The organism is Sodalis sp. RH14 (assembly GCF_047324285.1).
Taxonomy (GTDB): Bacteria; Pseudomonadota; Gammaproteobacteria; order Enterobacterales; family Enterobacteriaceae; genus Acerihabitans.
This window is the reverse complement of record NZ_CP178739.1, coordinates 593,637-618,755: the sequence shown is the minus strand read 5'-3', so window position 1 is coordinate 618,755 and position 25,119 is coordinate 593,637. Positions and strand designations below refer to the sequence as shown.

The following is a 25,119-nucleotide window of genomic DNA, read 5'->3' as shown; positions in this document are numbered from 1 at the left end:
GGAGTTTTTATGAAGACAGTCCTGATCACCGGTTGTTCGTCCGGTTTCGGCCTCGAAATCGCCCGCCATTTCCTCGACCAGGGCTGGCGGGTTATCGCCACCATGCGCACACCGCGCGAAGATATCCTGCCGCCTGCCGAACACCTGCGCGTACTTGCCCTTGACGTCACCGATCCAGAGAGTATTCGCGGGGCCGTGGCGACTGCCGGGCCGATTGACGTACTGGTCAATAATGCGGGCGTCGGCGCGGCGGCGCCCCTGGAAAGCATGCCGATGGCGACGGTGCGTGAAATCTTCGAGACCAACACTTTCGGCACGATGGCCTTGACCCAGGCGGTGCTGCCGCAATTCAGACAACGCAAGAGCGGCGTCGTCGTCAACGTTACGTCGAGCGTCACTTATAAGGCGCTGCCGCTGCTCAGCGCTTACCGGGCGAGCAAGGCGGCGGTAAATGCGTTCACCGAGTCGCTGGCCGCGGAGGTCGAACAATTTGGCGTGCGCGCCCATCTGGTGCTGCCGGGCCGATCGCCCGAAACCCGTTTCGCCGATAACGCGCAGCCCCATACGGAGGGCCTTGACCACGAGGCCTATGCCGAGCTGGTGAAAAACCTGTTCGCGTCGTTCGGCGAGTCCGGCCCAATCACCTATGCACAGGATGTGGCGCAGGCGGTATGGCGCGCGGCGACCGACCCCGCCAGCCCAATGCGTATCCCGGCAGGCGCCGATGCCATACTCTGGGCCGCTGAACAGTAACCAGATGGCCGAAACGAAAGCGCGTTGGCGCCATCCGGCCATAGGTTGCAGTATCTGAGGCTTTGGCAGCGCAGAAAAATGAACAGGCCGCCCGGATGATAAGGATTTTCTGTGGCGAGCCCAGCTTGCACGAAAACAACGGCCGGGCATGTTATAGATTATCAACGGCGGGCAGAACGTTCACCCGCCGTTACGCTATGGGTCCTTTACAGCGGACGCTGACGCTCGGTCACCGGGCGGGGCTGCGTGCGGCGCCCTACCATGCCCATGACCCCGGCCAGAACCGCTTCGACAATTAACATAAAGAAGGTGAACCAGCTGGCTTTAGCGGTAGCGGCCGCCGCTTTATCACCCGCTTCACGGGCTTTTTGCTCCGCCTGCTGTTTCAGCTCTTCATATTTTGCGCGGGCTTGCTGATAACTTTTTTCCGTCTGATCGACAATCTGCTCCGCTTCTTGATCGCTTTTACCGGTTCGCGCTTTAATGATGTTTTTCAGCGCATCGCGATCGGCGGCCTGGAAGGTGGTTTCATTGCGCTGGATCAGCCCCTGAATAAATTGAGCGACATCCGTATCGGCTGTCTGCGGATGATTAGCGGTATCAGACGCCTGATTTTGGGCATTATTAGCCTCGCCCTGGGCTTTATTTTGCAGATTCTCCGGCTGAAGCTCCGGTTTACCCGTCTGGCGCAGTGTCGTTTCAAGTTCATTTTGCACGCTGTCGAGATTAATATTATTTTCCGCCAGCTTATCTTTCGCCATTTGTGTTACCGAAGGCGCGGCGGCGGATATTCCACTGCCGATGGTTTGCAAACCGGTGCCGGCAATACTCATGGCGCCGCTCATGGCGTTATTCAACACGACCAGAAGGAACCAGGCGCAAATCAAGGTATTCACACCGAACATCAATAAACCATGCAGCGCCCCTTCGCGCTGGGCTAGACGCCCGCTGGCATAGGCGCCCGCCGCGATAGCAATAAGCATGCTGGCTCCGGTCCAGATGGCCGCGCCGGTGCCCAGGCCGTCAAAGGGGTTATTTTCTTTCAAGGGATCTATGGTGCTGGCGCCGACGGCCGTACCCAGTATGGCCAACAGTAAATAGACCACCATCGAAATAATGACACCAGCGAAAATGGCACTCCACGAAATACGTTTCAACGGGACACCGGTTACCGGCTCAACCCATGTCTCATGGTAATTATCGGATGTAGTGATTGGTCTTTCGCTCATGTGAAAATCTCCCTTTATCGCTAAACTTCTCATGGTGTAATCGCAGTTCAGATTGAGCAGAATCCTGCGTTCGCCCGCCAATGATTGCCTTTTTTTGACAACCTAACATTAGCTTTTTTAATGTTAGTCATATAATGGCAAATGCACCAACAAATCTTTACATAACTTAGCCAAAGCAGGAATTGTTGATAAAAACAGCGTTAATTACTGTCCACGGTTAAATGGCCGCGCGCCCCTTGCGCAGGATACATGTTATTAATCAATTGATTACTTTGAATTACACGAACCGGTTGCCGATGTGGCCAAATAATCCAGCCTGACGACACCGCGGGTTTGTTAGCCATAGCGCTGATTTTTAAGCCCGTCCGACAGTAATGAAGGACAATGCCGCCAGGTTTACAGACGGCGGATACATAAGTTTTTAACGCCGCCCCGCCAGGGCGGCGGGTTCGGCGTCAGGGCGCCAAACTACCCGGGCCAGACCGATGACTCAGCCGCGGGCAGCGAAGCGCCGCTGATGGGAATTTACTTATGCAAGCCGGGGGATTTATCGCTGGCAAAACGGTTCGCGTCATTTTTTTCTACATCGACTTCCTGGCGGCGCACCGTATCCCTTACCGTTTCCACGCGCTCGTTCACTTCGCTGCGAATCGCCGCCTCTTCCCTGACCCGCGCCGTTTTATTCACCACAGGCTCCTCATGGGATTCCTCGATATCAATGGTTTTTTCCGACCAGTCGACATCGCTCAGATACACCGGTTCGTCCACCGCGCGCAGGACAACATCCGCATGCTGGTCATATAACGAGATATCCTCGGCCACTTCATCTTCAATGGTATAACGGCGCACGCGTACCGTACCGTCGCTGACCTGATGCTTACCGATCTCCACCTGCTCCTCAGCCAGCTTCAGGGACTCGCGGTTTTCCGTTTCCAGCGCCCCGCCGGTCGCCACCGGGGGGATGGTGCCGGCCGCGCCCGTGTCCACGCCGGCGCTCGCCGTACGGCCATAAACCGCGCCGGTATCGCCTGGCAGCCCGCGATTGTAGGCCGGGGTATCCGTGTTGCCGGAAGAAACGTAATCATCCGCCAACTGATCCAGCAGCGTTTCTATCCGGTCGGCATCTTCTTTCGGCACACGCACCGTCAGCAGAACCCCGCCGGTTTGCACGGCCCGGGTATATTCAGTGGCATAATCATCATCGACATCATCGCCAAACAATCGCTGCCAGAAGCTGGGATGGCGAATTTCCTTGTCTTTTACCCGCAGTCTTTCACCAGAAATGATATCGATATTATGTTCCGCAATACCTTCTGCGATCAGTTTCTCTTTCGCCACTTGCGCCTGCTGTAACGCCTTAAAAGCGGTCACTATTTTTTCATGGGCCATAGTAGAATCCTCCTCTTGCTTGGGTTTACGGTTATCGTTCTTCTTCATCATCTTTGATAATATTTATTTCCTGACGGCGTACATTTACCTTTTCCTGAAAAGGCGTCTCCTTTTTCAGTTTCCGTATATGCACTTCTTCTTTAAGAATATAGCGGCGTATAATTTCAACCCGCTCCTCAACAACAGGAATAATCATGACATCGCCTTCCTGCCGGATCGGCGGGAACCTGCCTTCTTCCAGTTCTTCATTTTTAGCAATATGCTCTATATCTATTTGTTCCTGATATAATTCCGCTGCCAGCAGTTGTTCTTCCGAGTGAGTGGTGCGCGTCACGCGCAACCGGCGGTCCACCACTCTGGCAATGTTTAATTCGGCATGTTCTTCCGCCAGCGGAATAATCTTATTATCATTATCCTGGCGGTCAGAGTCCGGGGCATTTTTGTTATCCATATCTGCTCCTGAGGCAGCGCCGAAGTTTAACTTCAACATACTTGGAATTTATTAATTAGCATGAGCTTATAAAAGCATTATTACTATTTTACTGAATGATTAAAATCATTAATGTGACAGTTATAAGCATAGTTTATTATTTAAAAAATAAAGGAACGCAGCGGGTACAATTGTAAAAAAGTATTAAACTCCTGTGATTTAAACTATTAAGCAGCCTCTCCAGGATAAAAAAGCAGCAGGCTTTCTACGCCGGCGGCAAGGGACGGGGGAGCGATCGGGCCGTTAAGCGGTGGCCTCTAAAACGGGCAACCGTTGAGAGACCGGAGGAGGGGGTTATGCGGCCTACCGTGCCTTTTGGGAGACATTCCTGCCCGCATGGGGTTCGAGTTTGGCGATATCCCATAATGCCAGGGCGGTAATCAACGCGATAACCACAAATCCCAGCCGGAAAGCCATGCCCGGCGCGGGCGGTAACGCCAGAATCTCCGTTAACCATGCGCCAACCCGTATACTCAACGCCCCGAGGGTCACGCCAAGACCGCTTGCCAACTGCAGCGACGTGCTGAACAGCGTATTGGCGGAGCTCATTTCCTGCGGCGGAACATCCGCAAAAGCCAGCGAGCTGATGCCGGTAAATTGCATTGAGCGGCTCAGCCCGCCCCAGAACAAGAGAACCAGGGTCATCATCTTTGGCGACTCGGGCGTCAGGAACGCGCAAAACAGTAGCGACAGCACGCACATCACGCCATTGCCCAGCAGCAGTTTTTTGAAACCGAAGTAGCGAATCAGGGGCGTGGTGGCCGGTTTCATCGCCAGGTTGCCGGCAAATACCGCCAGTACCAGCGAGCCGGCATGGAACGCGTCCAGGCCAAAGCCGACCTGGAACATCAGCGGCAGCATAAAGGGCGCCGAGCTGATAGTGGCGCGTAACACGAAGCCGCCCCGCATGGTAATGCGAAACGTCGGCACCGACAGCGGCCGCAGCCGGATCAAAGGCGCCCTGGCGCGCAGCAGGTGCCTGATAGCCCAGGCCAGCGTTAACAGGCCGGTCACGATTAAAGCAACGGCATTAACGGGGCTAATGTTTTCCTGGCTGAACATTTCCAGCCCGGCCACCAGGCACAGCATGGTAATGCCTAATGAAAAAAAACCTATAACATCAAAAGGCTGCTTTTCTTCCGGCGTCTTGTTCGGCATCATGATCCACGCCAGGGTGATCGCGATGGCGCCCAGAGGCACATTGAGGAAAAAGATCCAGTGCCAGCTTGCATAGGTGGTGATAAATCCCCCGAGCGGCGGGCCGATGATGGGGGCCACCAACGCCGGCCAGGTCAGGGTGGCGATGGCTTTGATAAGCTGATCTTTGGGCGTGGTGCGCAATACCACCAGACGCCCCACAGGCACCATCATGGCGCCGCCGATACCCTGTAAAATACGCATCAGCACAAATTGCGTGACGGTATGCGTTAATCCGCACAATAGCGACGAGACAGTGAAGATAAGCAACGCCAGGCTGAAAACATTCCGTGCGCCAAAGCGCTCGGCTACCCAGCCGCTGGCGGGGATCAACACGGCCAGCGTCAGGAGATAGGCACTGATGCCGATATTAAGATCGATGGCCGATACGCCGAATGCCTTCGCCATATCGGGTAATGCGGTTGCAATCACGGTTCCGTCAAGAAATTCCATAAAAAAGGCGCTGGCAACCAAGAGCGCCATTCCTGAGATACGTGACGAACCGGCGTCCTGTTTGGGCGTATCTTCAGAATTTGAATCAGATAAAGCCATAAAACGCCCTTTGCCTTAACGGAAACAATGTAGCCACTATAAAGGTATGATAACTCTGAAAAGATGTTATACCAGCCCGCCTGAATATTCGAGCGGTTTTGTCAGCTAATTTTCATAGGGGGTTAAAACAAAAATACGATCGACCCGACCGGAAAGTGAATATAACGCATGGCAATCAATGTGGGTAATGGCGAAAAATACAGGCGGAGAACTCCCCAGGCACGCGCGTTGCAAAGATAAAAAAAAGCGGCAAACGCGCGGCCTGAAATTAGCATTACAGCGCCTTGCGCAGCGTAATATTGATGCGGTGGGATCCCACCAGCGGATGAAAACCTTCCTTAACCGGCAGGATGCCGTGATAATTCAGCCGGGACGGCCCGCCCCATACCACCACATCGCCATGGGCCAGCGGGATACGCTGGGCGCGGTCGCTGCGCTGCAGGCCGCCGAATTGAAAGACGGCGGGCAGGCCGAGCGAAACCGAGACGATGGGCGCGCCAAAGTCATGTTCGTCTTTATCCTGGTGCAGGGAGAGCTTGCTGCCCGGATCGTAGCGGTTCATCAGGCAGGAATCCGGCACGTAACGGCCAAAACCGGCCGCTACGGCGGCTTCATCCGCCAGCGCCATCAAGATAGCCGGGATGGGCGGCCAGGGCTTGCCGGTCCGGGAATCCCGCTCTGAATAACGGTAGCCGCGCCTGTCGCTGGTCCAGCCATTGCCGCACCAGCTCATCGCCACCGACATCACATGGCCGCCCGGCGTGGTCATATGCCGCCACGGCACCTGCGCCACCACGCTATTGACCGCCGCCAGCAGCGCCGGGCCGTGGTCGCGGACAAATCCGTGCAGTACCACCGCGCCGGGGGCGATTGTTTCGTGCCACGGCGGCGGCGGCGCATCCTCGAACAGATCGATTGTCATCGGCTTACCCTGTATGTATACCCAGTATTTATTCTAGCCGCCGGACGCCAATTGTCCAGTATCATTGTCAGCGATCTGCGCGCAGCAAGCGTCTTGATGATCCGCCTTTTTATCACCCTCGGGTTCTTTCAATATCCTATCAATGATTAATATAATAAAAAAAAATTTCATCTGTGAATAAATAATCATTTATTACCCCTTGCAAAAAACGTTTTACGCCGCATTCCAAACCACCCGCCCTACTTCCGCTTGAACAAAGCGCAATATTCCCCCGCGTCAGCTCATCCTATTTTGCTTAAGTAGATATATTACCCTGCCTGATATTCGTCAGAATGCCCGCGATTGTTTCAAACGATTAATGAATTCCCTTCCGCTGCCGATAAAAAAATACCCGGCTGGAAATTTATTTAAGGGAGAAATGAATTGATGGCTTTTACCGCAGTTTATTTTTCTGATAGATAAGGTCATATCACGATGAGTCGTAACGGTATTACCCATATATTGCTGTCCGCCGGCCTGCTGGCGTCCATTTCCCCGGCGCTGGCCGCCGGCACCTGGAGCGAGGCGCGTAATGACGCCATGGGCGGCACCGGAGTGGCATCGTCTCATTACGGCGCGGCGGCGCTGGTGAATCCGGCGCTGTTGACCGGCTACGGCGAGGATGATGCTATCAGTATCATCCTCCCGGCCGTGGGCGTCAGGGTGTCGGATCCGGATAACCTGCAGGATGGGTTCGATAACGTACAGTCCTCTTGGGATAGATTAAAAGACGACGCCAACAAAGGCACGGGCTCGCCCGCCTCGATAAAAAGATTTGAGAACGCCCTGCGCGAGGTCTCCGGCGATAAAGGCAAGGCCGAAGCCGGAGTGAATGGCGTGATTGCCGTACCCAACCCGATCCTGCCCTTCGCCCTGGTCGCCAGGGATTGGGCAACGGCCAACGTCAAAGCCGATGTCAGCAATCGCGACCTGGCGTACCTTGACGCCGTCCAGGCGGGCTTGATCAGGCCGGTGCCGGCGGATCTGGACAAGCTGACGTCACGCGCCGAAGGGATGGGCGCGCTGGTGACGGAATACGGCGTGGCCATGGCCCTGCCATTCACCCTGAACGATCATGCTTTCTCGGTAGGCATTACGCCGAAGCTGCAGCGCGTCGCCACCTATAATTACAATGTCGCCATCAACCACTACGATAAAGCGGATTTTCGCAACGAGGAGTTCCGGCGCACGGAAAACGGGGCCAATATCGACCTGGGATTGTCCGCCAATATCACACCGGACTGGATTGCCGGCCTGGCCGCGCAGAACCTGGTGGCGCGCAGCGTCGAGACCAAAGAGGTAGACGGAGTGCGGGACAGTTTTAACATACGCCCGCAGATCACCGCCGGCACCTCCTGGAGCAACGGTTTTTTCACCAGCGCCATTGATATCGACCTGACCCCTGCCAGTGGTTTCTCGGCGCGGGAGAAAAACCAATACGCCGGCGTCGGCGCCGAAATCAACGCCTGGACATGGGTGCAATTGCGTGCCGGCTATCGCGCGGATATGCGTCATAGCGATAATAATGTCTTTACCACCGGCTTTGGCCTGTCGCCCTTTAATGTGGTTCATCTGGATGTGACCGGCCTGGTAGGTGAAGACCGCACCTATGGCGCGGTCGCGCAATTGAGTTATACCTTCTGATACCAGCCTGTCATCAAACGCATGGCATTACGGGCGCATTATCAGGCAAGGACGCAGCCCAGATCATCCCAGGCAAATGCAGCCGCTCAACAGAAAAGTGGCGGCAATTAAGCCCAGCAAGAATAGGTTGTTCATAACGTTTCTCCGGTAGTCTAAAAATAAAGGCCGTGCCCGGTCGCAACGCAGATCCGGGCCGGCCCTTATGCCTGGATCATGCTTATTGCAGCATGGCGGCCAGTTCGTCCGCGCCTTTATCAATCCCCACTTCGGCGGCGCTCAGCGCCCCGATGCTGGCGCTGACGTTCATGGCGTTCGGGTATTGCCTGGCGACAAAGGCGTTCAGCAGTTGATGGGTGTTGGCGTCATAAATTTCCACCGCGTAATTCACGGAACCGTTCATTAAGCCTTCCTTACCCCGGATGGACTGCACTATGTTATAGGGGCCTCCGCCGATATCGAATTTGGTGAAGGTGCCGATAAACGGCGTCGTGGTATCCGCCCCGGTTAACGTCAGTTTTAACCTGAGGGTATTGGCCGCCGGGGTGATAACTTCCCTAAACCGCGGCCTGAGCGCTGCGCTGAATTTATCTTGCATATAGTTGGCCAGCGCCAGACGGTCTTTCTGCGGCATATCGTCAAACTGGCCGTCCGCGCCCTGGTAGACAACCACCGGTTCGATAATGATATTGGTATATTTATTCCAATCGACCGGAACCGAATACCGGTAAGGGATGCGGTATGCCTTGTCGTCGGTGTTGGGCCGCAGCTGTGATGAGGAATCGATACCGGCGTACTGCACAGGCGGGTTTCCCGCGCAGCCGGCTAATAGCATGGTTAGCGTCAGCATTGCCGGACGATAGGCCTGGTAAAATGTGTACATGTCAGTAATCCTGTATAAAATGCCACCGATAATCGGACTGAAGGCGCGGTTAATAGGCCGTATGATCCTTACGGGTACGGTTTGGCGTGCCACCGGCCGGGGCTTTACAACGCCGGCCCCGGGAGGTACGGTACTGACACTCTCCTAAAGAGTACCGTACGGTTCAGTTTTGCATCATTAGCATTTATCTGTCAAGAAAATGTACAACCGGGTTTATTTATATTGCGGGAGTCACAATGAAAGTACGCACTAACGAGCGCCGCGAAGCGATTGTCGAGGCTGCCGCGCAGCTTTTTCAGGAGATGGGCTATGAGCGCGCATCAATGAACGAATTGGCAAAACGCCTGGGCGGTTCGAAAGCGACGCTCTATGGGTATTTTTCTTCTAAAGAGGAATTATTTACCGCCGTCGTACGCGCCTATGCCACCCAGCACCTGTCCGATGCCACCGTAGCATTGATGCTGGAAGAACGGCCCGATGAGCCGCTCAAAGCCAAACTGACGCGATTCGGCGAACGAATGTTGGCCGTGCTAACCAACGACGGCAGCGCGATCGCGGTGTATCGTATGGTGGTGGGCGAAGCGGGACATTCCGATATCGGTATGCTGTTTAATGATTCCGGACCGAGGGAGAGCATCGAAAAATTATCGGGCCTGCTGTCCACCGCCATGGACCGGGGCGAGCTGCGTCCCGGGGACGCCTATGTGAAAGCGCTGCAATTCACTTCATTGCTTACTGCCGAGATCCAGCACCGCATCTTTCAACGCCATTTACAGCCGGTAAGCCTGACCCGCATCCAGCAAATGGTTGGCTGCGCGGTCAATATGTTCCTTACCGGCGCCGGGACGTTTCCGGCGCCAAAAGGCGGCAAGTGAGCGGGAAATGCGCCGGCCAGGGGTGGGGCCGGCGCACTTCTTTATTATCGCGCCTGCCGGGGGAGAGTTCCCCCAGGCGGCGTCATGTCCCGCCGATCAGTATTTCACCATTTCAATCCAGTTGGCCCCTTTGCCCACCGGGTACCGGCCAAGGCTTTCCAGCGCGCCGCTCGCTTTATCAATGCGATAGACGCTCATCTGCGGCGACAACTGCCCCACCGCCAGCAAATACTGACCCGAGGGATCGATATTGAACCCGCGCGGCTGCTTTTCGGTAGGCCAGGTTCCTATGCGGGTGAGCCGGCCTGATTTTTTATCCACGCGGTAAGCCGCCAGGGTGCTTGACGTCCGCTCGGAGGCAAACAGGAAATGGCCGTCGGGGGTTAAATGCAGGTCCGCGCCCCAGGGTTTATCGCCGCTGAAATCCGCCGGCAGGATCGATATCGTCTGCACCGGTTTCACCCGGTCGTTGTTCTGGTTGAACGCCAGCACATGCAGTTTGCCGTCCAGTTCATCGATAAGATAGGTAAACCGTTTATCCGGTGAAAAGACAAAATGGCGGGGACCGGATTTGGCCGGCAGCGTATAGGCGGGCGCCTGGTCCTGGGTCAGCTGCCCGGTCTTGGCGTCCAGCCGCAGGCGCAGCCAGGCGTCGGCGCCCAGCACCGAGGCGAATACATAGCGATTATCCGGCGCGCTCCTGATGGCGTGCGCCATGGGACCGGTCTTGATAATCTGCCGGACATCCCCCGCCAGGCCGTCCTGATTGATGGCGTTAACCGCCAGCAGGTTGCCGCCATAAGACGCGGAAAACAGCCAGCGGCCGGTGCGGTCGGTGGCAATATACGCCATGCTTTCCGCCAGCGGCGCCGCCTGGCGCTGGGTCAGGCGGCCGTCGGCCGGATTAATGGCCAGGCTCAGTACCTGATAGGGTTTGGAGCGCAGCCCGGCATACAGATGCTGTTTATCGGGGGACAATGCCAGGGGCATTACGGTGCCGCCCACCGCCAGGGTTTGCACCGGCGTGAGCGCGCCGTCGGCCTCGTTCAGGCTAAAGACGGAGATATCGGCGCTGTCGGCGTTGGAAACATAGGCATAGGTCGCGGCATGGGCGGCGCCGGCCAAGGTGGTCGTTAATGCCGCCAGCAGCAGCAGGCTGAATGGGGTACGTCGGTTACAGGTTATTTTCATTATTATATTAATCCATTGATTATTTTATTTATGGAAAATAAGTATAAATAACCCCTATTCCGGCGACAGCTGTCGGCCGCACAGGATTTATCCACGGCGCGGCGGAATTTTTGGGCAGGTGAATAACCTGATGAGAAATGAATCACATAATCGCCCACCGCCGGTCCGGCGCTAGGCTCCCCGGCGCCGGCGCAGGTAACGAATCAACCGCGGCAGCAGCCAAAACAGCGCCAGCAGCGCCGCCAGCAAAAACAGGTATTTCAGGTGATGATCCACCTTCTGCAACCATGGCGCGATAATCCTGCCGCCCGCATAACCCAGGCTGACAAAAATCAGCGCCCAGAGAACAGAGCCGAGGATATTGAGGGGAATAAATTTTTTCGGATCGAGCCTGCTGGCCCCAATCATCAGCGGTCCGATCAGGCGAAAGCCATACATAAAACGCACGCCCACCACAAACCACAGCGGATATTTCAAAATTAACTGATTGGCCCGGGCAATATTCGGCTGGGCTTTTTTAAACCGGCGCAATACCCGCTTACCGAACCGGCGACCGATAAAATACAACGCCAGATCACCCACGCTGCCGCCCAGGGCGGCCACCGCCACCGCCGCCGGATAATGCAACAGGCCCTCATGCGCCGCCACGCCGCCCAGCAACGTGACCGTTTCGCCCTCCGCCAGGCAGCCGATAAACAGCGCCCAATAACCGTAGACGGAAATAAAATGCGTGATATCCATTGGCGTCAGCGTCCCTTCAGCTTAAAAATGTCAGGCGATCCTGTCGATTCAGGTAACGTTTCTTAAGCATAGACCTTATCGCCGCCTGCCACGACCAGGATTGACGGGACCCGTCCGCCCTCTTGGCGCGCCGTAGGTTAATACGTAGCCCGGGAGACCGTTTTGGGTTTAAAATAGCCTGTGTCCCCTATCCCGATAAAACAGGTTCCTTATGGCTTTTATTCCAAAAAACTACGCCAGGCTTGAAACCGGCTATCGCGAAAAAGCGCTGAAGCTGTTTCCCTGGGTCTGCGGCCGCTGCTCGCGGGAGTTTGTCTATTCCAACCTGCGCGAGCTGACGGTGCATCATATCGATCACGATCACAGCAATAATCCCGAGGACGGCAGCAATTGGGAAATGCTCTGCCTGTATTGCCACGATCATGAGCATTCCAAATATACCGAAGCGGATCTGTATGGCTCGACGGTGATCGCGGGCGAGGATGCGCAAAAAGACATGGGCGTGGCAACCCACAATCCTTTTGCCAATTTAAAGTCCTTGATGAAAAAATAATCTCTGATGCTCATTTCTCATCGAACCAATCGCGGTTCTGCCGCGAAATCGGCGTAATGGAAAAGATCAGCTCCTGGAGATGGTCGCGCATGGCCTGCTCGGCGGCATCGGCATCGCGCGCCTTGACGCCGTTGAAGATTTTGTAATGCTGGCTGATTAACCCCTGCGGCGGCGAGACCTGGCCCAGGCTGAGAAAACGCACCCGATCCATGGTGGCCTTAATGGATTCAATAATATCCCAGGCCAGCGGACAATCGGCTATTTCCGTCAGCAACCGGTGGAAATCATCGTCGAGGCCGAAAAATTCCCGCGCCTGCTGATTTTGCGCCGCCAATTCCTGACGATGCAAATTATGCTCAAGCAGCATGATTTGACGTTCGGTAATATTAAGCGCGGCGCGGCGTACGATGGCGCATTCCATGGCCTGGCGGAGAAAACGCGCGTCCGCCACCCGTTTGGCGGAAATCCGCATCACAAAAGTGCCGCGCTGGGGCAGGATCTGCACCAGCCCCGCTTCGGCCAGTTTAATAAACGCTTCCCTTACCGGCTGGCGCGACACGGTGAAACGGGCGGCGATGTCCTTTTCCGATAACAGCTTGCCCGGCTCAATGACACACTCGACGATATCCTTGCGCAGCAGGCGATAAATTTGTTGATTTACCGGCTCGTTGTTATTAAACGGTAACGGTGTATCCATGCGGGGAAATTAACCCTGTTTAATTATCATGGCGGATATAGTACATGCTCCGCCATGGCAATAGCCATAGGCGCCTGCGCCAGGGGCCGCCGCTTAACGGATACTCATCACATCCGTCGCGCAGTGCAGATAACCGTTCATGGCGGTTTTCCATAAGGGGTCGGTGTTGGCCGGCATCGCCGCCCCCGCTCCCGTGCCCGTGGGCTGCATAACGTACTGCGGGAAATACACCGGCTTGCCGATGGCGTCGACCTGCCGGCACAGGGCGGCAAGCTGCTGTCTGTTGCCTAATGTGCCGTTGGCGGATTGCCAAAACAGCTGCTGCTGGTTGGCGTTGATCATTTTCAACGCCTCGCCCAGCATGGAGGAGTGCGCCTGCCTGGCGGCGTCGGTGTCGAGGCGCAGCGCGTCGAAATAGGAGTAGGTGCCGGCCATGGCGAATAAAAATACCGCGTCGGCTTGTCGTCCCGCTTTAATACAGCTGACCATCCCCTGATACAAAACCGGCGGCGTAAGGGTGGGATTGATGGCGGAGGCACCCAGGCAGCCCGGGCTGGCTACCTGCGCCAGATAGGCGCTCTGCGCCGACTTGCCCGGCGCGCCTGGGCGGGGGGAGGTGGCGCAGCCGGAGGCCAGCAGCGCCAGCACCATCGTTATCATTATTGTTGGTTTCATCTTATGCTCATTATTTGATGATAGCGAAACAGGGTAAATTGTAACCTAACGGCCAAATACCTTTAGCGCGCCGATCACAGTTCAGCCACTTTTCTCCGGGTGCGCGCCGCCCACGGCATGATGCTGCAAAAATACCTCATGCAGGCGCCGCAGGCCGGCCTGGGTAAGGCGGCGGCACTCTTGCGCCATAGCGTTAAAACCGCCCAGTCGCCGCACGCCCTCGGTTAAAAACGCTTCGGGGGCGAACTCGGCTACCTGATGGCCATACTTCATCACGACGCGGTTCTCCCGATGATATTCAATCTGGCCGGCGCCCGGAACTGCCGCGTCGATGCGCTGCCTAAGCAGGGCATGGGATCTTCGCGCCGCTTCCGGCAGCAGCAAGATCATCGGTTCGGCCGCTGTCGCCTCGGGCAATGACGCCAGCCATTCATCCACCAGCGCCAGCACGGTATCCGGGTGATCCAGCGCCATGGACAATAACTGGCGCGCGCGCGCGTTAACCTGACATTGCAATTCGGCCTCGAGACGTTGCGCCTGCGATAAATAGTCGGCCACCGCGGCGGCCGAGGTCGCCATGCCGTCCTGGTACCCTTCCCGGAATCCCTGCTGGCGCAGCTGTCCGGCCTCGGCCTGCGCCTGCTTAACCAGAGAGCGCGCCTGACGGCGCGCTTCACTGACGATATCAAGCGCCTCGCGTTGGCGCGCCAGCTGCCGGCTCTTGATCAATACACCGCCCGACATCGGCGGCATCCGGCGTAGTGGAATATTTTTCGGCATGTTGGAAAGCCAGTTTTATCAAAAGCGGGCTCGGGGCGGGGCGGGGTTCACCGCCCGTTTCCCGATCCAGCTCGGGTGAGAATAACAGGGAGATGCGCTGCCGGATGGCTAGCGGCAATTGCGCGCCGAACGCCAGCAGTTCGCCTCTTCCCCGCGCGATTAAGGCGGCCGGTATCGCCACCGGCATATCGTCGCCATAAGAATCGACAATCGCCAGTCCGGCGAATTGCCGCACCCAGGACGGCAGCTGTAACAGCCCCCCCTGCCGGGCGAGGGAGGCCCGATGGCGCTGCGCGGCTATCAACAATGCCGCCTGCGGCATAAGGCGCCAGTGGCGGATAAACAACGCCGCCGGTCCGTCAACGGCGGCCGGTGGGCAATCCACCGACCAATCATGGGCCTGGATAAGGATGCCGTTGATTATCGAGCGCGCCCTGGCGCCGTTTAACGCCGGCGGCAGCGGCAGGCGCCGCGGATGCAGCCATGACAGCGGATCGTAGAGTATGGCATCAAGCGGCGCGATGCTCTTCATGAGCGTCTGTCTCCTGCTTCACTGAGGCTTTTTCACGGCGCCGGTACCAGGCCAGTCCCGCCACGGCGACCGCCAGCGCCACGCCGGCGGCGGGAGCAAAGCGGAGAAAATGACCGGAACCGTCCGCCTGGACCGCTACCGGCGCATAATGCTGCAGCGGCCCCTGTTTGGAGAGCACCACGGAAATATTGTCGTAATCCACCTGGTTGAAGCTGTTTTTCAAAAACCGCTTGATATCGCTTATCATCAGGGTTGGGTCGACGTCGCTTTGATAGGCCACCAGGGTTGAAATGTGCATCGGCGCCGGCGCCCTGCCGGTGTCGCCCGAGTCGATGTCGTAACTGACATGCACCCGGGCCGACAGCACGCCGTCCATGGTCTGCAATGATTGTTCCAGACGCTGTTCGATGGCCGAGTAAAGCCGCGCCTTTTCCGCCCGCGGCGACGACACCAGCGAGTCGCTGGGGAACAGCCGGGAAATTTCCATGCGCGGCTGCGACGGCAAATCATGCCTGCGCAGCAAATCCACCGCCGCCGGAATATCGGCTTTGCCCACGCCGACGCTATAGCCGGTCTTGCCTTTATCGGCCTTGGAGGCCTGGATATTATTGCGCTGCAAAGTGGCTATCACTTCATTGGCCTGCTGTTGATCCAGGCCTTTAAGCAATGGCTCGTCGTTGCAGGCGGTAAGTGAGAGCGCCAGCAGGGCGGCACAAAATATCGGTCTTAACATCATTGTCCACTCAACACGCTGCGCACGACGTTGACGCCTTTATTTACCAGTGAACTGACCCAGTTCATCGTCAACTGAAAATCTGAGCTCAGCGCATTTCTTCGCAGCATCGCCTCCGCCGATATGTCCTTGGTAAAAGGTTTATCCAGCTCGTTGCGGGCCTGTGTGGCGTCAACCGCCGTGGCGGCCGCTTTCGATGCCAGGAAAGAGAGGGATTCCACCGCATCGTCATGCATGACCGGAATAACGCTGTGAGGCGGGCCGATTTTGGCAATTTCGTTCATGTTGCACCTTGGTTAATTTGATAATTACGCTTAATAAATACAATGAGGCTTCGTGTGAATCCGGAAAATCGTGCAGCATAAGAATAAAATTCACATGCTAAGCGTCCCTGCTTACCCTTTTTCAAGCCAGAATGGCCGGCCGGTCATAAAATCCGTTATGCAGACGGCGATTATTTGGCGCCATTTAATAATCCCATAATAAGATCCCTTTTTTGGGTCATGGCTTGATTTAACATGGTCACAAAGGTCGACAAATCCGCCTTGGTGCCATTGGCTCTTAATATCAACGCTTCGTCAGTGGGATTCGCTTCAAGGTCTTGCTGAGCCGTTGCCGCGGCTGACATTTTGTCACTCACTCCCGTTGAATTACGTGAATAAATATCAGTGATTGTACTCATAAAAAAATCCTCTTCATTTAATGTTAGGGAAATACCAGTGTCCGGGTGTCATTTTCACAAAGCCCTGATGGCCGTATTTGAATGATTTACCCTTAAGCCAATCGTCTTTTAGCTCAATGGCGAATTGGACATAGTTGCCATTCCATTGCCTGGCATATTGCTCGACAAAGAAACGGATGCGTTGCAGCTCACCGTCGTCGATGGCGCCATTAATAACAAAGATTACGCTATCCTGGTTATCGATTCTGGTGTAGTTCACCGCCAGTTTTTTTATCCCCTCCTCGGCCTGCCGTGCCACGGTGTCATCGTCTACGTCGGCAAAATGGACGGCTTCAGCATAGGGCAGAAGACGCATTAACCCCTTGCTGATAGCGTCGCGCTGCGTTTCAGTCAATTGACCGCGCTGTTTGCTTACTAACAGTACCGGCGCCGCCGGTCGGTCAAATTGCAATTGATGAAGATTTAAAGCGGGGAAATTTTGCCCCAGCCAGCGCTCGATACGCTGTTTTTCCTCATCCTCACTATTGATTTTTATCGCCTGCGACGATTTTATACGCACCAGGGATTGACGTCCCCAGGCCGCATCGCGCTCATTATCCGCCAGCACATACATCACGCCGTCGCGGCCCGGGAATATTTGATACTTGCCGGGTTCAGCGCCAAATTGCTGTGTCAGGGCGATAATTTCACGCTGCTGCGCATCCGGCGTCGTTAAGAGGTACGCCAGCGCCAGGGCGGCGGCAACCGCGATGGCCAGAAGGGCCATGCCCCGCTTGCCGGGCCTGCTGCTTATTGTCGCCGGGACCGCGGACGGCGTGTTCGGCGTGCCCGCCCGGTAGTTCAGGACGTCTTCCGACCAGGTTTCACCGGCGGTCCTTACCGCCAGCGCCAGCGCGCCCACGGTAACGGGGTGATTGGATGCCAGCGGAACATCATCCGCGCCGTCGTTGTCCAGCCTGCGCAGCAAAATGCCATGTTCCGGGCCGTCGGTGCGGATAATTTCAAAATTCACCCCGCCGCCTTCGGTGGGGACCAGCACGCAGTCTTCAGGGAATGAGGGGGACGCGCCGGCGTATTCCAGCGCGCCGCAGTCCGCTGCGATAAATAATGTTTTCCGCGCGGATAAAGGATATTCGCAACCCTTCAAACTACCATTGAGCAGCCTGACAATGGCCACACTCTCCGGGCGGTCTGTTTTACCTTGTTCTGTTTGCATGGTAAAATATTCTTTATACTCTAGGGTTCGTCATGCTAAAGAGTCTACCGCCTCGCGGCCGGTGACTTCATGATGAAAAAATGATAAATTATCCATCAAAACTGAGATATTTAATCATTTATTCCCTAACGAATTATTTAACTATATTATTTCAAATAATTCCATCCCTGATTATTTACGATCACACTGTGGGATGGAAAAGCATGGCTTATTTCACGGCATGGCGAAAATAGAACTTTACAGTATTTACATTACACGCGCAACAACGCCAGCAGTCTTTACTCGCCGGATTAGAATAGGGCCGTTAACATGTCTTATTTACTGGAAATACCCCCGTTAATGAATCATTTATTAACGCGGGGTTTTTAGTGAGAGGCTACGCATAAAGCGCTGCGACGACGATACGCTGAAGATCGTCAACCGTCCGTATTGATAATAACTCAGTTTCTGTAAGTTCAACGCCGAAGGTTTCCGCTATCCCAATCTCAATTTCCATGAGATCAAGCGAATCGACATACAGCTCCGCCGCCAAATTAAGGTGGCCGGCAATGTCAGACTCTTTGCGGCCCAAACGGTAGGCCAGCATGGCGTAAAGCTCGCGCTGCAGCGATTCACCGCCGGTGGGAACGGCTACACCCGTTATCAAATTATTCGTCATCAGCAAATTTCCCCTTGTTAATTCGGGTCGCCGGGACAGGGGTGGATGAGCCGGGGCCAGCATTGACTTGCGCCTGACGTAAAGGAGGCATATAACCTGTGCTGCTCAAACCGGCCCTTGCGGCGGCCAGGTTTACGCGATCGTGGTTTAACGGAGCAAACTGCGCCGCCTGATGATCGTTCTTGGGATGATTGGCTTGCCGGGCACCCTGATGGGACAGGATAACCGATGGGGCGTCTGTTTTCATCCGGCCATTCTCCGGCGCCGGCACGGAGGCGGAGGCGGAGGCGGACCGGGTTACCGTGGCTTTCAGTTGGTTGCGCGCCTCAATCAGGTAGGCCGCCATAGGGCTAGACTTAGTGGATTGAGCGGCTGGGGCCGGAATGGGGGTGAGATTTTCCCGTGCATGGCGCAGAATTTCCGCGGTCAGGTTATTCGCGGAGGACTCAGCGGATTGCGGCGCATCCTGGCCGGCGAAAACAGCATGAGTGGTTACCTTTTGCGCCGCGCCCCTTTTGCGAGCCCTATCATAAAGGTCAGAAATGGCGCCCTCATCAGGCCGGCCATTCCCCGGTGCCGGATTGGCATACAAGGAAGACGCGGACTCAGGGATAGACTCCCAAAGATTCCCCAACGCTTCGGCCACCTCTTTCGCCGCAGCATATAGCGCGCCGGATTTATCGGCTTGCGCCCTATCCTGGACCGGGAAAATGCCATGCGCCGTCCCCTTGGGCGGGGTCTGGGTTGTCGTCGCCGTAAAAGATATCTTTTCGGCACCCGGATTCATCAGGACGTTGGCAGGCTCCTGCACGGTCACACCCCTTTTCGCGGGCGAGCGATCGTTATTTTGTCCTACGCCGGGCGATAACGGCTGGGAAAAAATACTCTGCTTATGCTCAGGTGGGTGGATTCGGCTGCTGATAAGTTCGGCGTGTAATGCCGCCTGCGCGTAATGACTGCCCCGGGCTGCGGGCCTATGTGTTTTGGCGAAAGAGGGCGGGCTGCCGACGTCGGCCCGCGTTTCGGCATCGGGCGCTTGATTAAGCTGCTCGAAAATATCCTGCAAGTTGTCCCGCACATCAACCGACTGCGTTTTACCAGCCTCTTTCTTTTCTGTTCCTGGCGGCCAGTTTATTTTTACCGACGCGTCAATAGTTATTCTCGGCGCATATTTAATGTTAAATTCGACGCTGGGCATTAACCGGTTTTTTTGCGTAGCGCCGGTCTTATCGGTACTGTCGGACTGATCATTTTGCTGAGTGGCTTCTGTCTGCTGTTCCGCATCGCTTCGCAGTCCTGTCCTTAATGGCGGCGGATGATCCTTATAGAGATTTAAAGCGGCCAGTAAATTGGGCAGCTTTAATATCATATCCGTATCACGAAAGATTTTTTCCAGCGATGAAGCCTGATAAGTCTGAATACCTGCTCGGATATTCTGAAAACATTGATAGGCGTTTTTCTCGACGAGCTGCGCAATGTGTTCTTTTTGCACCACGTCGCCATCGCTCCCCGTTTCTTGTACGATATAGTCGACCACAAACGGCTTGATTTTTTCATTGATGAACCGCGCCCCCGCTTCGGCGCCGCCTTCGCCCTGAATTGCGTTGAGCAATGAGGCCAGCTCCTCCTCAAGGCTCTGGCGGCGTACGCAGGCCGCTTCCCGCTCAGGACGGTAGCCGCCGAATACCGACTTTTCACCCAGTCCATCTTTTAACATCATGTCGGTCAATTCATGCATGATGCCGTCAAGTTTCGCGGCCGATTCTTCGGTAGGGCCGAGCTGCCTGGCAAGAAAATGGGCGTTGGCAATATGCTCCAGATGGCTTGGGACCAGTAAACTACGCGAATTCTGAAACAGCTGCGCCAATGTTTCACGTTGGTCCCCGGCGCAGTTAAATAGGGCATTCATACTATTTTGCCGGTATTGCCGCTCAAAATCGTTAATATTGATACACGGCTTTACCGATGCCCGCTCGTGCGCACTCAGGCAGTTCTCGACCGTGGCCTCTTCCGGCGCAGTGTTCTGCCCAGACCCGCTACGCCGCCTGCCGGCGGAATTAATCCGTAAAGGAACATTCCGTAAATTTACCGGGACACGTTGGTGTTTAGCCGTTTTATTGCCCGCGGGTCCTGACTGTATAATTCCCACATTAGGGATATGAATTATTGAATTCGTTATCATCAATGTTATCCCGCTGTTATTAAGAAAAAAGGCGCATTAGCAGATCTTTTTTCTGTTCAATCCAGGTATTGACCTGTTTTGTCCAAGTTTCAACCCTCCCGAGGGTATCACTCAGTTTGGTCATGAATATTTGCACCTGGTTTTTTAATTTTTCCGCCAGCCCATTAAAAGCGCTGTCAAATGCATTATATTCTATAGAGTTCAACTCTTTAAATTTACCCCCGCCCTCGTCTATTTTTTCTTTGAAAAGCGCAAGTATGGACTGCAGGGGCGAGATATCGACCCTAACGACATAACCGCTACCGCTAGGCTTTACGCATGTGGGATCCAATCCCCATTCCTCCGCCCATGATTTCGCCTCCGCTTCACTGGCGACCCCGGAAACAGGAAATAGAATCCCAGCTTCCGTTTTGGTATATTTTTCGATTAATGCTGTCAATTCAGCTTCAATTCCAGGTTTGAAGTACATGAATTGATTGCCTTTATCATCCGTGCGGACATCCAGGTATTTGCTCTTCACTTTCAAAAATTCATTGAAGGCGCTAAAAAAATTAGTGTTGCGCGTTGTCCCGGTTTCATAGGTACGATAATAAGCAACATAGTCTTCCACCAGCCCCATACCGCTTAGCCAGGGATTGGTCTTGTCCTCGGTAGACGTTAACGTGTGGCCTTTATCCAATAAATCAGCCAGTTCAGGAGTGTTTCTCTTAAGAGTGTTGAGTTCCGGATCATTGTCGAATAAGGCGCTGCTACTCTTGATATTAGCCATGGCATCACGCATAAGCAGCATCGCGGCGGGTAATTGCTCAGTCAACGTTTGGTGTGCTGGTGCATTCGGCGCGTCAAGGAGCTTTGCCAGCTGCTCCGTATTATCTGTTACTTTGTCGAGACAATGAAATACATTCATTAAACTTCGTGGCGGGCCAGAGCTTCTTTCGCCGTCATTTATTGCCTGGGTCCTCATGAGGTGTTCCCGAGAGGTATCTAAAGAGGCGGGCGATAAGTCAGGCTTATTTAAACCGTGGGGAGGTAAGGTATATTGAGAGATGCTAGTCATAGAGATTGCCTCGCGCCGTGCTGAATTTACAGACGGCGCCTGTGAAAGATTAAGCGCGGCTGGCCAATTGGCCAAGTGTGGCGACATTGTCTTGCAGTACTTTTTTGACCTGTTCCAGAATCGACTGCATGGCATCCGCCAGTTCTTTAACATTGGCCCTGGCCGTTTCAGACATAGAGGAGAACGATTGGGCATAGTGCGTGTTGAGGAACTCCTCGGCGCCATGGTGTGCTTGATTCATTTGGGTCATGCCATTGATAAAGCCCGGCAACTGCTGGCCTGCCGCCATAGCCATATTTGCTTCATTTCGGATGGCGGCGGTCTTATTGTCCTTAAGCTCGATATCATGCTGTGTGGCTGCAATATCGCGTTCTAAACGCCGCTTAGCCGCCTCATCTAAATGCGATTGATGCTGGGCGCTGATTTGTCCTGCCTGCCTCTGCTGCAAATCGATATTGCCCTGCGTGCTTTTCATCGTGGCAATATTCAGGTCTCCCTGTTTTTTGATAAGGGCGGTTTTATCATGTTTTATGGTCGCGAGATCCATATTATTCGCTTTGGTTTGTTTCCTATACACGCCTGTCGCCATCACGCCGCCGATTACGCCTTGGCTCATCCCTCCTGTAAACGCGTCCATACCCTGTTTAATCTTCGCTGCGGCGGCGCTTTTTACCGATTCATTTTCCAGTAGCGCCAATCTCGCCACCTCACCATTACTAACGGCTTTCCCTTCACTTAGGGCTTTGAAAGCCACGAGTAATGCCTCAATCCGTTTTTGACCACTCAGCTTATGGATAGTGACATCATTGTTACCCTCATGACTTGACGCGATTATTTTCTCCGGCGTCGCGGGCATCAGATTTAATCCGGTCTTAATCATCTTTTCCATTGTTGCGATGGTCACGGGTTCGACCGTTGAATCGGGGCGGCGTAAATTCACAATTTGTGATCCGTCTGATAATAGTTTATTACCGAAAATACTCGCGGCAATATCCAATGCCTCTGGCGTCAAAGAGACGGATGAGTTTTTTCGACGGTCTTCAACAGGCTCTGTTACCGTCGAGGTGTTCAGTATATTTTCCTGATGGAAATTGATTCCGCTGTTATGGGTTATATCGTTCATGGCATTACTCCTGTTAATTAAGCCGAAAGACTGTTATTACTAAACAAACTCAAGGTATTTGAATATGTTTGAGCCTGGCGGCTGGACATCTCTCTGAATTGTTGCTGGACTAATTCCATATCCCCTTTAAAATAATCTATGGCTTCCAGCAGCATTTTTTTCCATTGCTTATCTTCCGCAAGTAACAGACCGTAGGCAGCCAATGTTTCCGCCAATCTTTTTTGAATGACGCCCTGGCGTATCGAGCCGACCGATTGAAACATGCTTGAACCATAGGTCACGGTATTGTTAAGCTTTTCCAGCCGATTGGCGAAGGTCGCCTTCGACAGCCGATCGGTTTTTAAAGACAGCTTATCCATCAATCGCTTAAAGCTATCGGTAATGGCGGCACTGGTTTGCCTGCCCAGATTTTTCAACACATCGGGCACCAATTTCTTGATGGCTTCGGCTATCATTTTACCCAGCGCGGAAGAGGCGATTTTACCGCCGGCGGATTTACCCAGCACCATAACGGCTACGATGAGCGCCGCAGCAACCAAAGCGCCGACAATCGCTCCCACCATGGCCGCGGTGTTGGCATCGACGCCCAGCTTTGCGAGCAGGTTGGTAATAGCCTTGGACAGCATGCTTATCAACGGCTGGATAATCCCTTCCATCAGCGGTCGCATAGCCTGTTCCAGGAAGGATACGCCGGTGATAGCCTTGCCTATCGCGTCCGCCGCTATCAAAGCCAATCCCACCGCCGCCAGGGCCAGGCTGGCGCCGCCGGTGAAAACCGCCGCCACTACGCTGATGGCGGTAATAAGCGCGCCGAGAATTTTACCTACGCACCCCATGGTCTTATTCAATGCTTCGGACTTACGCATATCCTCGGCGGCTTTAGCGGCTTTATGTTTCATTTCGACATGCAGGCTTTCCTGCATGCGCCTGAATAGCGCGGAATCCTCCTCCAATGCCCGCTGGCGGTTCTTTTGCACCAACTTGTTAAATGTGTTCATTAACGCTAATAAGCGGTTTATAGCGCTATCCACTTCAGTCGCATCCAATGGAAGCGCATTCGCGTTTTTGCCTTGGTTATATATATCGTCCAGCTTTGTAATGCTTTCCCTGGCGGCCTGATAAGACGAAGCCATCTTACTTTGCGCCAAGTCCCGTTGCGCAGAGGCCTGGTTAAGTTCATCCTGCGCCTCGCGCACGGATTGCTGTGCCGTCGCGAAGCCTTCATCCTCAGGTGACAATTGACTCAGCGCCACGTTTGCCCGATCTAGCGCCCGTTGCTTTTCCGCCAGTTCATTTTCAGCATTTTGCAGCGCAATCCTATCCGCTTCGGCAGTATCCAGCGCAATTTGACTCGCTTCAATTGCCTGTTGATATTCCGCTGACAGAGCAGAATTGAAAAGGTCAAATGCCGCTTTTTGCGATAGCAATAGCGTCAGTCGATCGGCCAGTTTCCCCAGCGATACATCGACCAATAATTCCTTAACGGTATTGAATATCTCTTGCAAAGATATCCGGTTATTGTTCGGGGTTTGCACGTTACCGGATGGGGCCGCTAATGGAAGGTCAGCCGCGGTCGCCTGTGCGGCGGGCATATTCGCTTGCAAATCGCTGCTGGCGCTGATGGTCGCTAACAGCGCTTCCGTCGCCTGGCGTGACTGAGCATTCAGCGTCAGAGTCTGTTCCCGCGATAAGGGTGTATTAATATTATTATCTTGAGCACCGGTATTCTCGATGGCGTCAAGACGATTATTGACATTAGGCATGGCACTTAATCCATTTAAAATTCCGTGGAATTGCGTCATGTTATATCCTCGCTTTGAGAGGGGTCTTTTTGTTCGTCCATGGGGCATTTCAAGTTATTTATATAAACCTCGGCGCGTTTTTTTAACATCGCGTCGTGGGATTGTTCAATAACAAGTTCAAAGCATTGCCTGGCTTTGTTGGCCTTGCTCAACATTAATTGACACTGTCCACTGTAAAACACCGGGCGATAATCATTTTCCGCCAGTGAAAAAGCCACGGCATAAATATCCGCTGCTTTTTGAAATTCTTTTTTAAGCTGATATACCGCGCCGAGCCCCATGTAATAATCCGGATTATAGAAATCATAGATACACAGGAAACGGAAGAAGGTAGCCGCTTCATCCAACTGCCCTTTGTTGTAAAAATCATAGGCATGCGTGTATAAACCCTCCATCATTACCTGAGGTATATCATGCACTTCTTTTAACGTAATACCGCTATTTACCGCATTCCACAGCAATTCTGCGATGCGGTCTTCACTGACGTTATCAACAACACTCATATATAACTCCTGAATTTGTTATCA

26 protein-coding genes are annotated in these 25,119 nt (G+C 54.3%); 4 read left to right on the top strand and 22 right to left on the bottom strand.

The annotated features are described in order from the left end of the window. Positions 1-9 precede the first annotated feature (9 nt). Positions 10-753: an SDR family oxidoreductase gene (locus tag ACL2XQ_RS02640; RefSeq protein ID WP_413722052.1), complete on the top strand. Its 744-nt coding sequence runs from the start codon at positions 10-12 to the stop codon at positions 751-753. A gap of 206 nt (positions 754-959) precedes the next feature. On the opposite strand, the gene ACL2XQ_RS02635 is transcribed toward ACL2XQ_RS02640, so the two are convergent. The 5 genes from ACL2XQ_RS02635 to alkB form a co-directional block, all read right to left on the bottom strand. After that, positions 960-1,982, bottom strand: coding sequence for a hypothetical protein (locus tag ACL2XQ_RS02635; protein WP_410012202.1), 1,023 nt, complete (start codon positions 1,980-1,982; stop codon positions 960-962). A gap of 525 nt (positions 1,983-2,507) precedes the next feature. Next, positions 2,508-3,371, bottom strand: a complete 864-nt coding sequence (locus ACL2XQ_RS02630) for a YsnF/AvaK domain-containing protein (RefSeq protein WP_410012203.1) — start codon at positions 3,369-3,371, stop codon at positions 2,508-2,510. Between the two features lie 31 nt (positions 3,372-3,402). Next, positions 3,403-3,822 carry a DUF2382 domain-containing protein gene (locus ACL2XQ_RS02625; protein ID WP_413740030.1) on the bottom strand — a complete coding sequence of 140 codons (420 nt, stop codon included), beginning with the start codon at positions 3,820-3,822 and terminating at the stop codon, positions 3,403-3,405. A gap of 342 nt (positions 3,823-4,164) precedes the next feature. Beyond that, complete coding sequence (locus tag ACL2XQ_RS02620) at positions 4,165-5,610, bottom strand: MFS transporter (RefSeq protein WP_413722051.1); 1,446 nt, start codon at positions 5,608-5,610, stop codon at positions 4,165-4,167. A 274-nt stretch (positions 5,611-5,884) separates the two neighbouring features. Then, on the bottom strand, positions 5,885-6,532 hold the full coding sequence (gene alkB / locus ACL2XQ_RS02615) for a DNA oxidative demethylase AlkB (RefSeq protein ID WP_410012206.1): 648 nt from the start codon (positions 6,530-6,532) through the stop codon (positions 5,885-5,887). A gap of 474 nt (positions 6,533-7,006) precedes the next feature. Here alkB and ACL2XQ_RS02610 point away from each other — a divergent pair, with 474 nt between their 5' ends. Then, the gene (locus ACL2XQ_RS02610) at positions 7,007-8,215 is read left to right on the top strand and encodes a conjugal transfer protein TraF (protein WP_410012207.1); all 1,209 of its coding nucleotides are present in this window, start codon (positions 7,007-7,009) and stop codon (positions 8,213-8,215) included. A gap of 217 nt (positions 8,216-8,432) precedes the next feature. Here the strand turns inward: ACL2XQ_RS02610 and ACL2XQ_RS02605 are convergent, their stop codons facing one another. After that, a complete protein-coding gene (locus tag ACL2XQ_RS02605; protein ID WP_410012208.1) occupies positions 8,433-9,095 on the bottom strand; it encodes a DUF3313 domain-containing protein in 663 nt (220 codons plus the stop codon). A 236-nt stretch (positions 9,096-9,331) separates the two neighbouring features. Between ACL2XQ_RS02605 and ACL2XQ_RS02600 the strand changes: the two genes are divergently transcribed. Next, a complete protein-coding gene (locus ACL2XQ_RS02600) occupies positions 9,332-9,970 on the top strand; it encodes a TetR/AcrR family transcriptional regulator (RefSeq protein ID WP_410012209.1) in 639 nt (212 codons plus the stop codon). Positions 9,971-10,066: 96 nt separating this feature from the next. Here ACL2XQ_RS02600 and ACL2XQ_RS02595 read toward each other — a convergent pair whose 3' ends face one another. Further along, positions 10,067-11,161, bottom strand: coding sequence for a lactonase family protein (locus ACL2XQ_RS02595; RefSeq protein WP_410012210.1), 1,095 nt, complete (start codon positions 11,159-11,161; stop codon positions 10,067-10,069). Positions 11,162-11,332: 171 nt separating this feature from the next. Then, the gene (locus ACL2XQ_RS02590; RefSeq protein WP_410012211.1) at positions 11,333-11,902 is read right to left on the bottom strand and encodes a DedA family protein; all 570 of its coding nucleotides are present in this window, start codon (positions 11,900-11,902) and stop codon (positions 11,333-11,335) included. A 211-nt stretch (positions 11,903-12,113) separates the two neighbouring features. Here ACL2XQ_RS02590 and yajD point away from each other — a divergent pair, with 211 nt between their 5' ends. Then, entirely contained in the window at positions 12,114-12,455 is a 342-nt protein-coding gene (gene yajD, locus ACL2XQ_RS02585) for an HNH nuclease YajD (protein ID WP_410012212.1), read from the top strand. 10 nt (positions 12,456-12,465) lie between these two features. Here the strand turns inward: yajD and ACL2XQ_RS02580 are convergent, their stop codons facing one another. From ACL2XQ_RS02580 to sicA, 14 genes are all read right to left on the bottom strand, one after another. Next, positions 12,466-13,152: a GntR family transcriptional regulator gene (locus tag ACL2XQ_RS02580; RefSeq protein WP_410012213.1), complete on the bottom strand. Its 687-nt coding sequence runs from the start codon at positions 13,150-13,152 to the stop codon at positions 12,466-12,468. A 93-nt stretch (positions 13,153-13,245) separates the two neighbouring features. Continuing rightward, on the bottom strand, positions 13,246-13,827 hold the full coding sequence (locus tag ACL2XQ_RS02575) for a hypothetical protein (RefSeq protein WP_413722050.1): 582 nt from the start codon (positions 13,825-13,827) through the stop codon (positions 13,246-13,248). An 81-nt stretch (positions 13,828-13,908) separates the two neighbouring features. Further along, positions 13,909-14,571, bottom strand: coding sequence for a hypothetical protein (locus ACL2XQ_RS02570; protein ID WP_413722049.1), 663 nt, complete (start codon positions 14,569-14,571; stop codon positions 13,909-13,911). Beyond that, a complete protein-coding gene (locus ACL2XQ_RS02565; RefSeq protein ID WP_410012216.1) occupies positions 14,513-15,139 on the bottom strand; it encodes a type III secretion apparatus protein OrgA/MxiK in 627 nt (208 codons plus the stop codon). The genes ACL2XQ_RS02570 and ACL2XQ_RS02565 overlap by 59 nt, the downstream gene beginning before the upstream one ends. After that, positions 15,117-15,875 carry an EscJ/YscJ/HrcJ family type III secretion inner membrane ring protein gene (locus tag ACL2XQ_RS02560; protein ID WP_410012217.1) on the bottom strand — a complete coding sequence of 253 codons (759 nt, stop codon included), beginning with the start codon at positions 15,873-15,875 and terminating at the stop codon, positions 15,117-15,119. The genes ACL2XQ_RS02565 and ACL2XQ_RS02560 overlap by 23 nt, the downstream gene beginning before the upstream one ends. After that, entirely contained in the window at positions 15,872-16,156 is a 285-nt protein-coding gene (locus tag ACL2XQ_RS02555) for a hypothetical protein (protein ID WP_410012218.1), read from the bottom strand. Before ACL2XQ_RS02555 ends, ACL2XQ_RS02560 begins: the two co-directional genes overlap by 4 nt. A gap of 170 nt (positions 16,157-16,326) precedes the next feature. Beyond that, the gene (locus ACL2XQ_RS02550; protein ID WP_410012219.1) at positions 16,327-16,554 is read right to left on the bottom strand and encodes a hypothetical protein; all 228 of its coding nucleotides are present in this window, start codon (positions 16,552-16,554) and stop codon (positions 16,327-16,329) included. A gap of 13 nt (positions 16,555-16,567) precedes the next feature. Further along, positions 16,568-17,770, bottom strand: coding sequence for a PrgH/EprH family type III secretion apparatus protein (locus ACL2XQ_RS02545; protein WP_413727218.1), 1,203 nt, complete (start codon positions 17,768-17,770; stop codon positions 16,568-16,570). 376 nt (positions 17,771-18,146) lie between these two features. Continuing rightward, positions 18,147-18,428 (bottom strand): acyl carrier protein, encoded by a 282-nt coding sequence (locus tag ACL2XQ_RS02540; protein WP_410012221.1) that lies wholly within the window; start codon positions 18,426-18,428, stop codon positions 18,147-18,149. After that, on the bottom strand, positions 18,418-20,610 hold the full coding sequence (locus ACL2XQ_RS02535; protein ID WP_413722048.1) for a hypothetical protein: 2,193 nt from the start codon (positions 20,608-20,610) through the stop codon (positions 18,418-18,420). Before ACL2XQ_RS02535 ends, ACL2XQ_RS02540 begins: the two co-directional genes overlap by 11 nt. A gap of 19 nt (positions 20,611-20,629) precedes the next feature. Then, positions 20,630-21,667 (bottom strand): IpaD/SipD/SspD family type III secretion system needle tip protein, encoded by a 1,038-nt coding sequence (locus ACL2XQ_RS02530; RefSeq protein WP_413722047.1) that lies wholly within the window; start codon positions 21,665-21,667, stop codon positions 20,630-20,632. Between the two features lie 49 nt (positions 21,668-21,716). Next, complete coding sequence (locus ACL2XQ_RS02525; RefSeq protein ID WP_413740029.1) at positions 21,717-22,790, bottom strand: hypothetical protein; 1,074 nt, start codon at positions 22,788-22,790, stop codon at positions 21,717-21,719. A gap of 17 nt (positions 22,791-22,807) precedes the next feature. Next, complete coding sequence (gene sctE, locus ACL2XQ_RS02520) at positions 22,808-24,592, bottom strand: type III secretion system translocon subunit SctE (protein ID WP_413722045.1); 1,785 nt, start codon at positions 24,590-24,592, stop codon at positions 22,808-22,810. Then, positions 24,589-25,095: a type III secretion system translocator chaperone SicA gene (gene sicA, locus ACL2XQ_RS02515; protein WP_410012226.1), complete on the bottom strand. Its 507-nt coding sequence runs from the start codon at positions 25,093-25,095 to the stop codon at positions 24,589-24,591. The genes sctE and sicA overlap by 4 nt, the downstream gene beginning before the upstream one ends. Between the last annotated feature and the right edge of the window lie 24 nt (positions 25,096-25,119).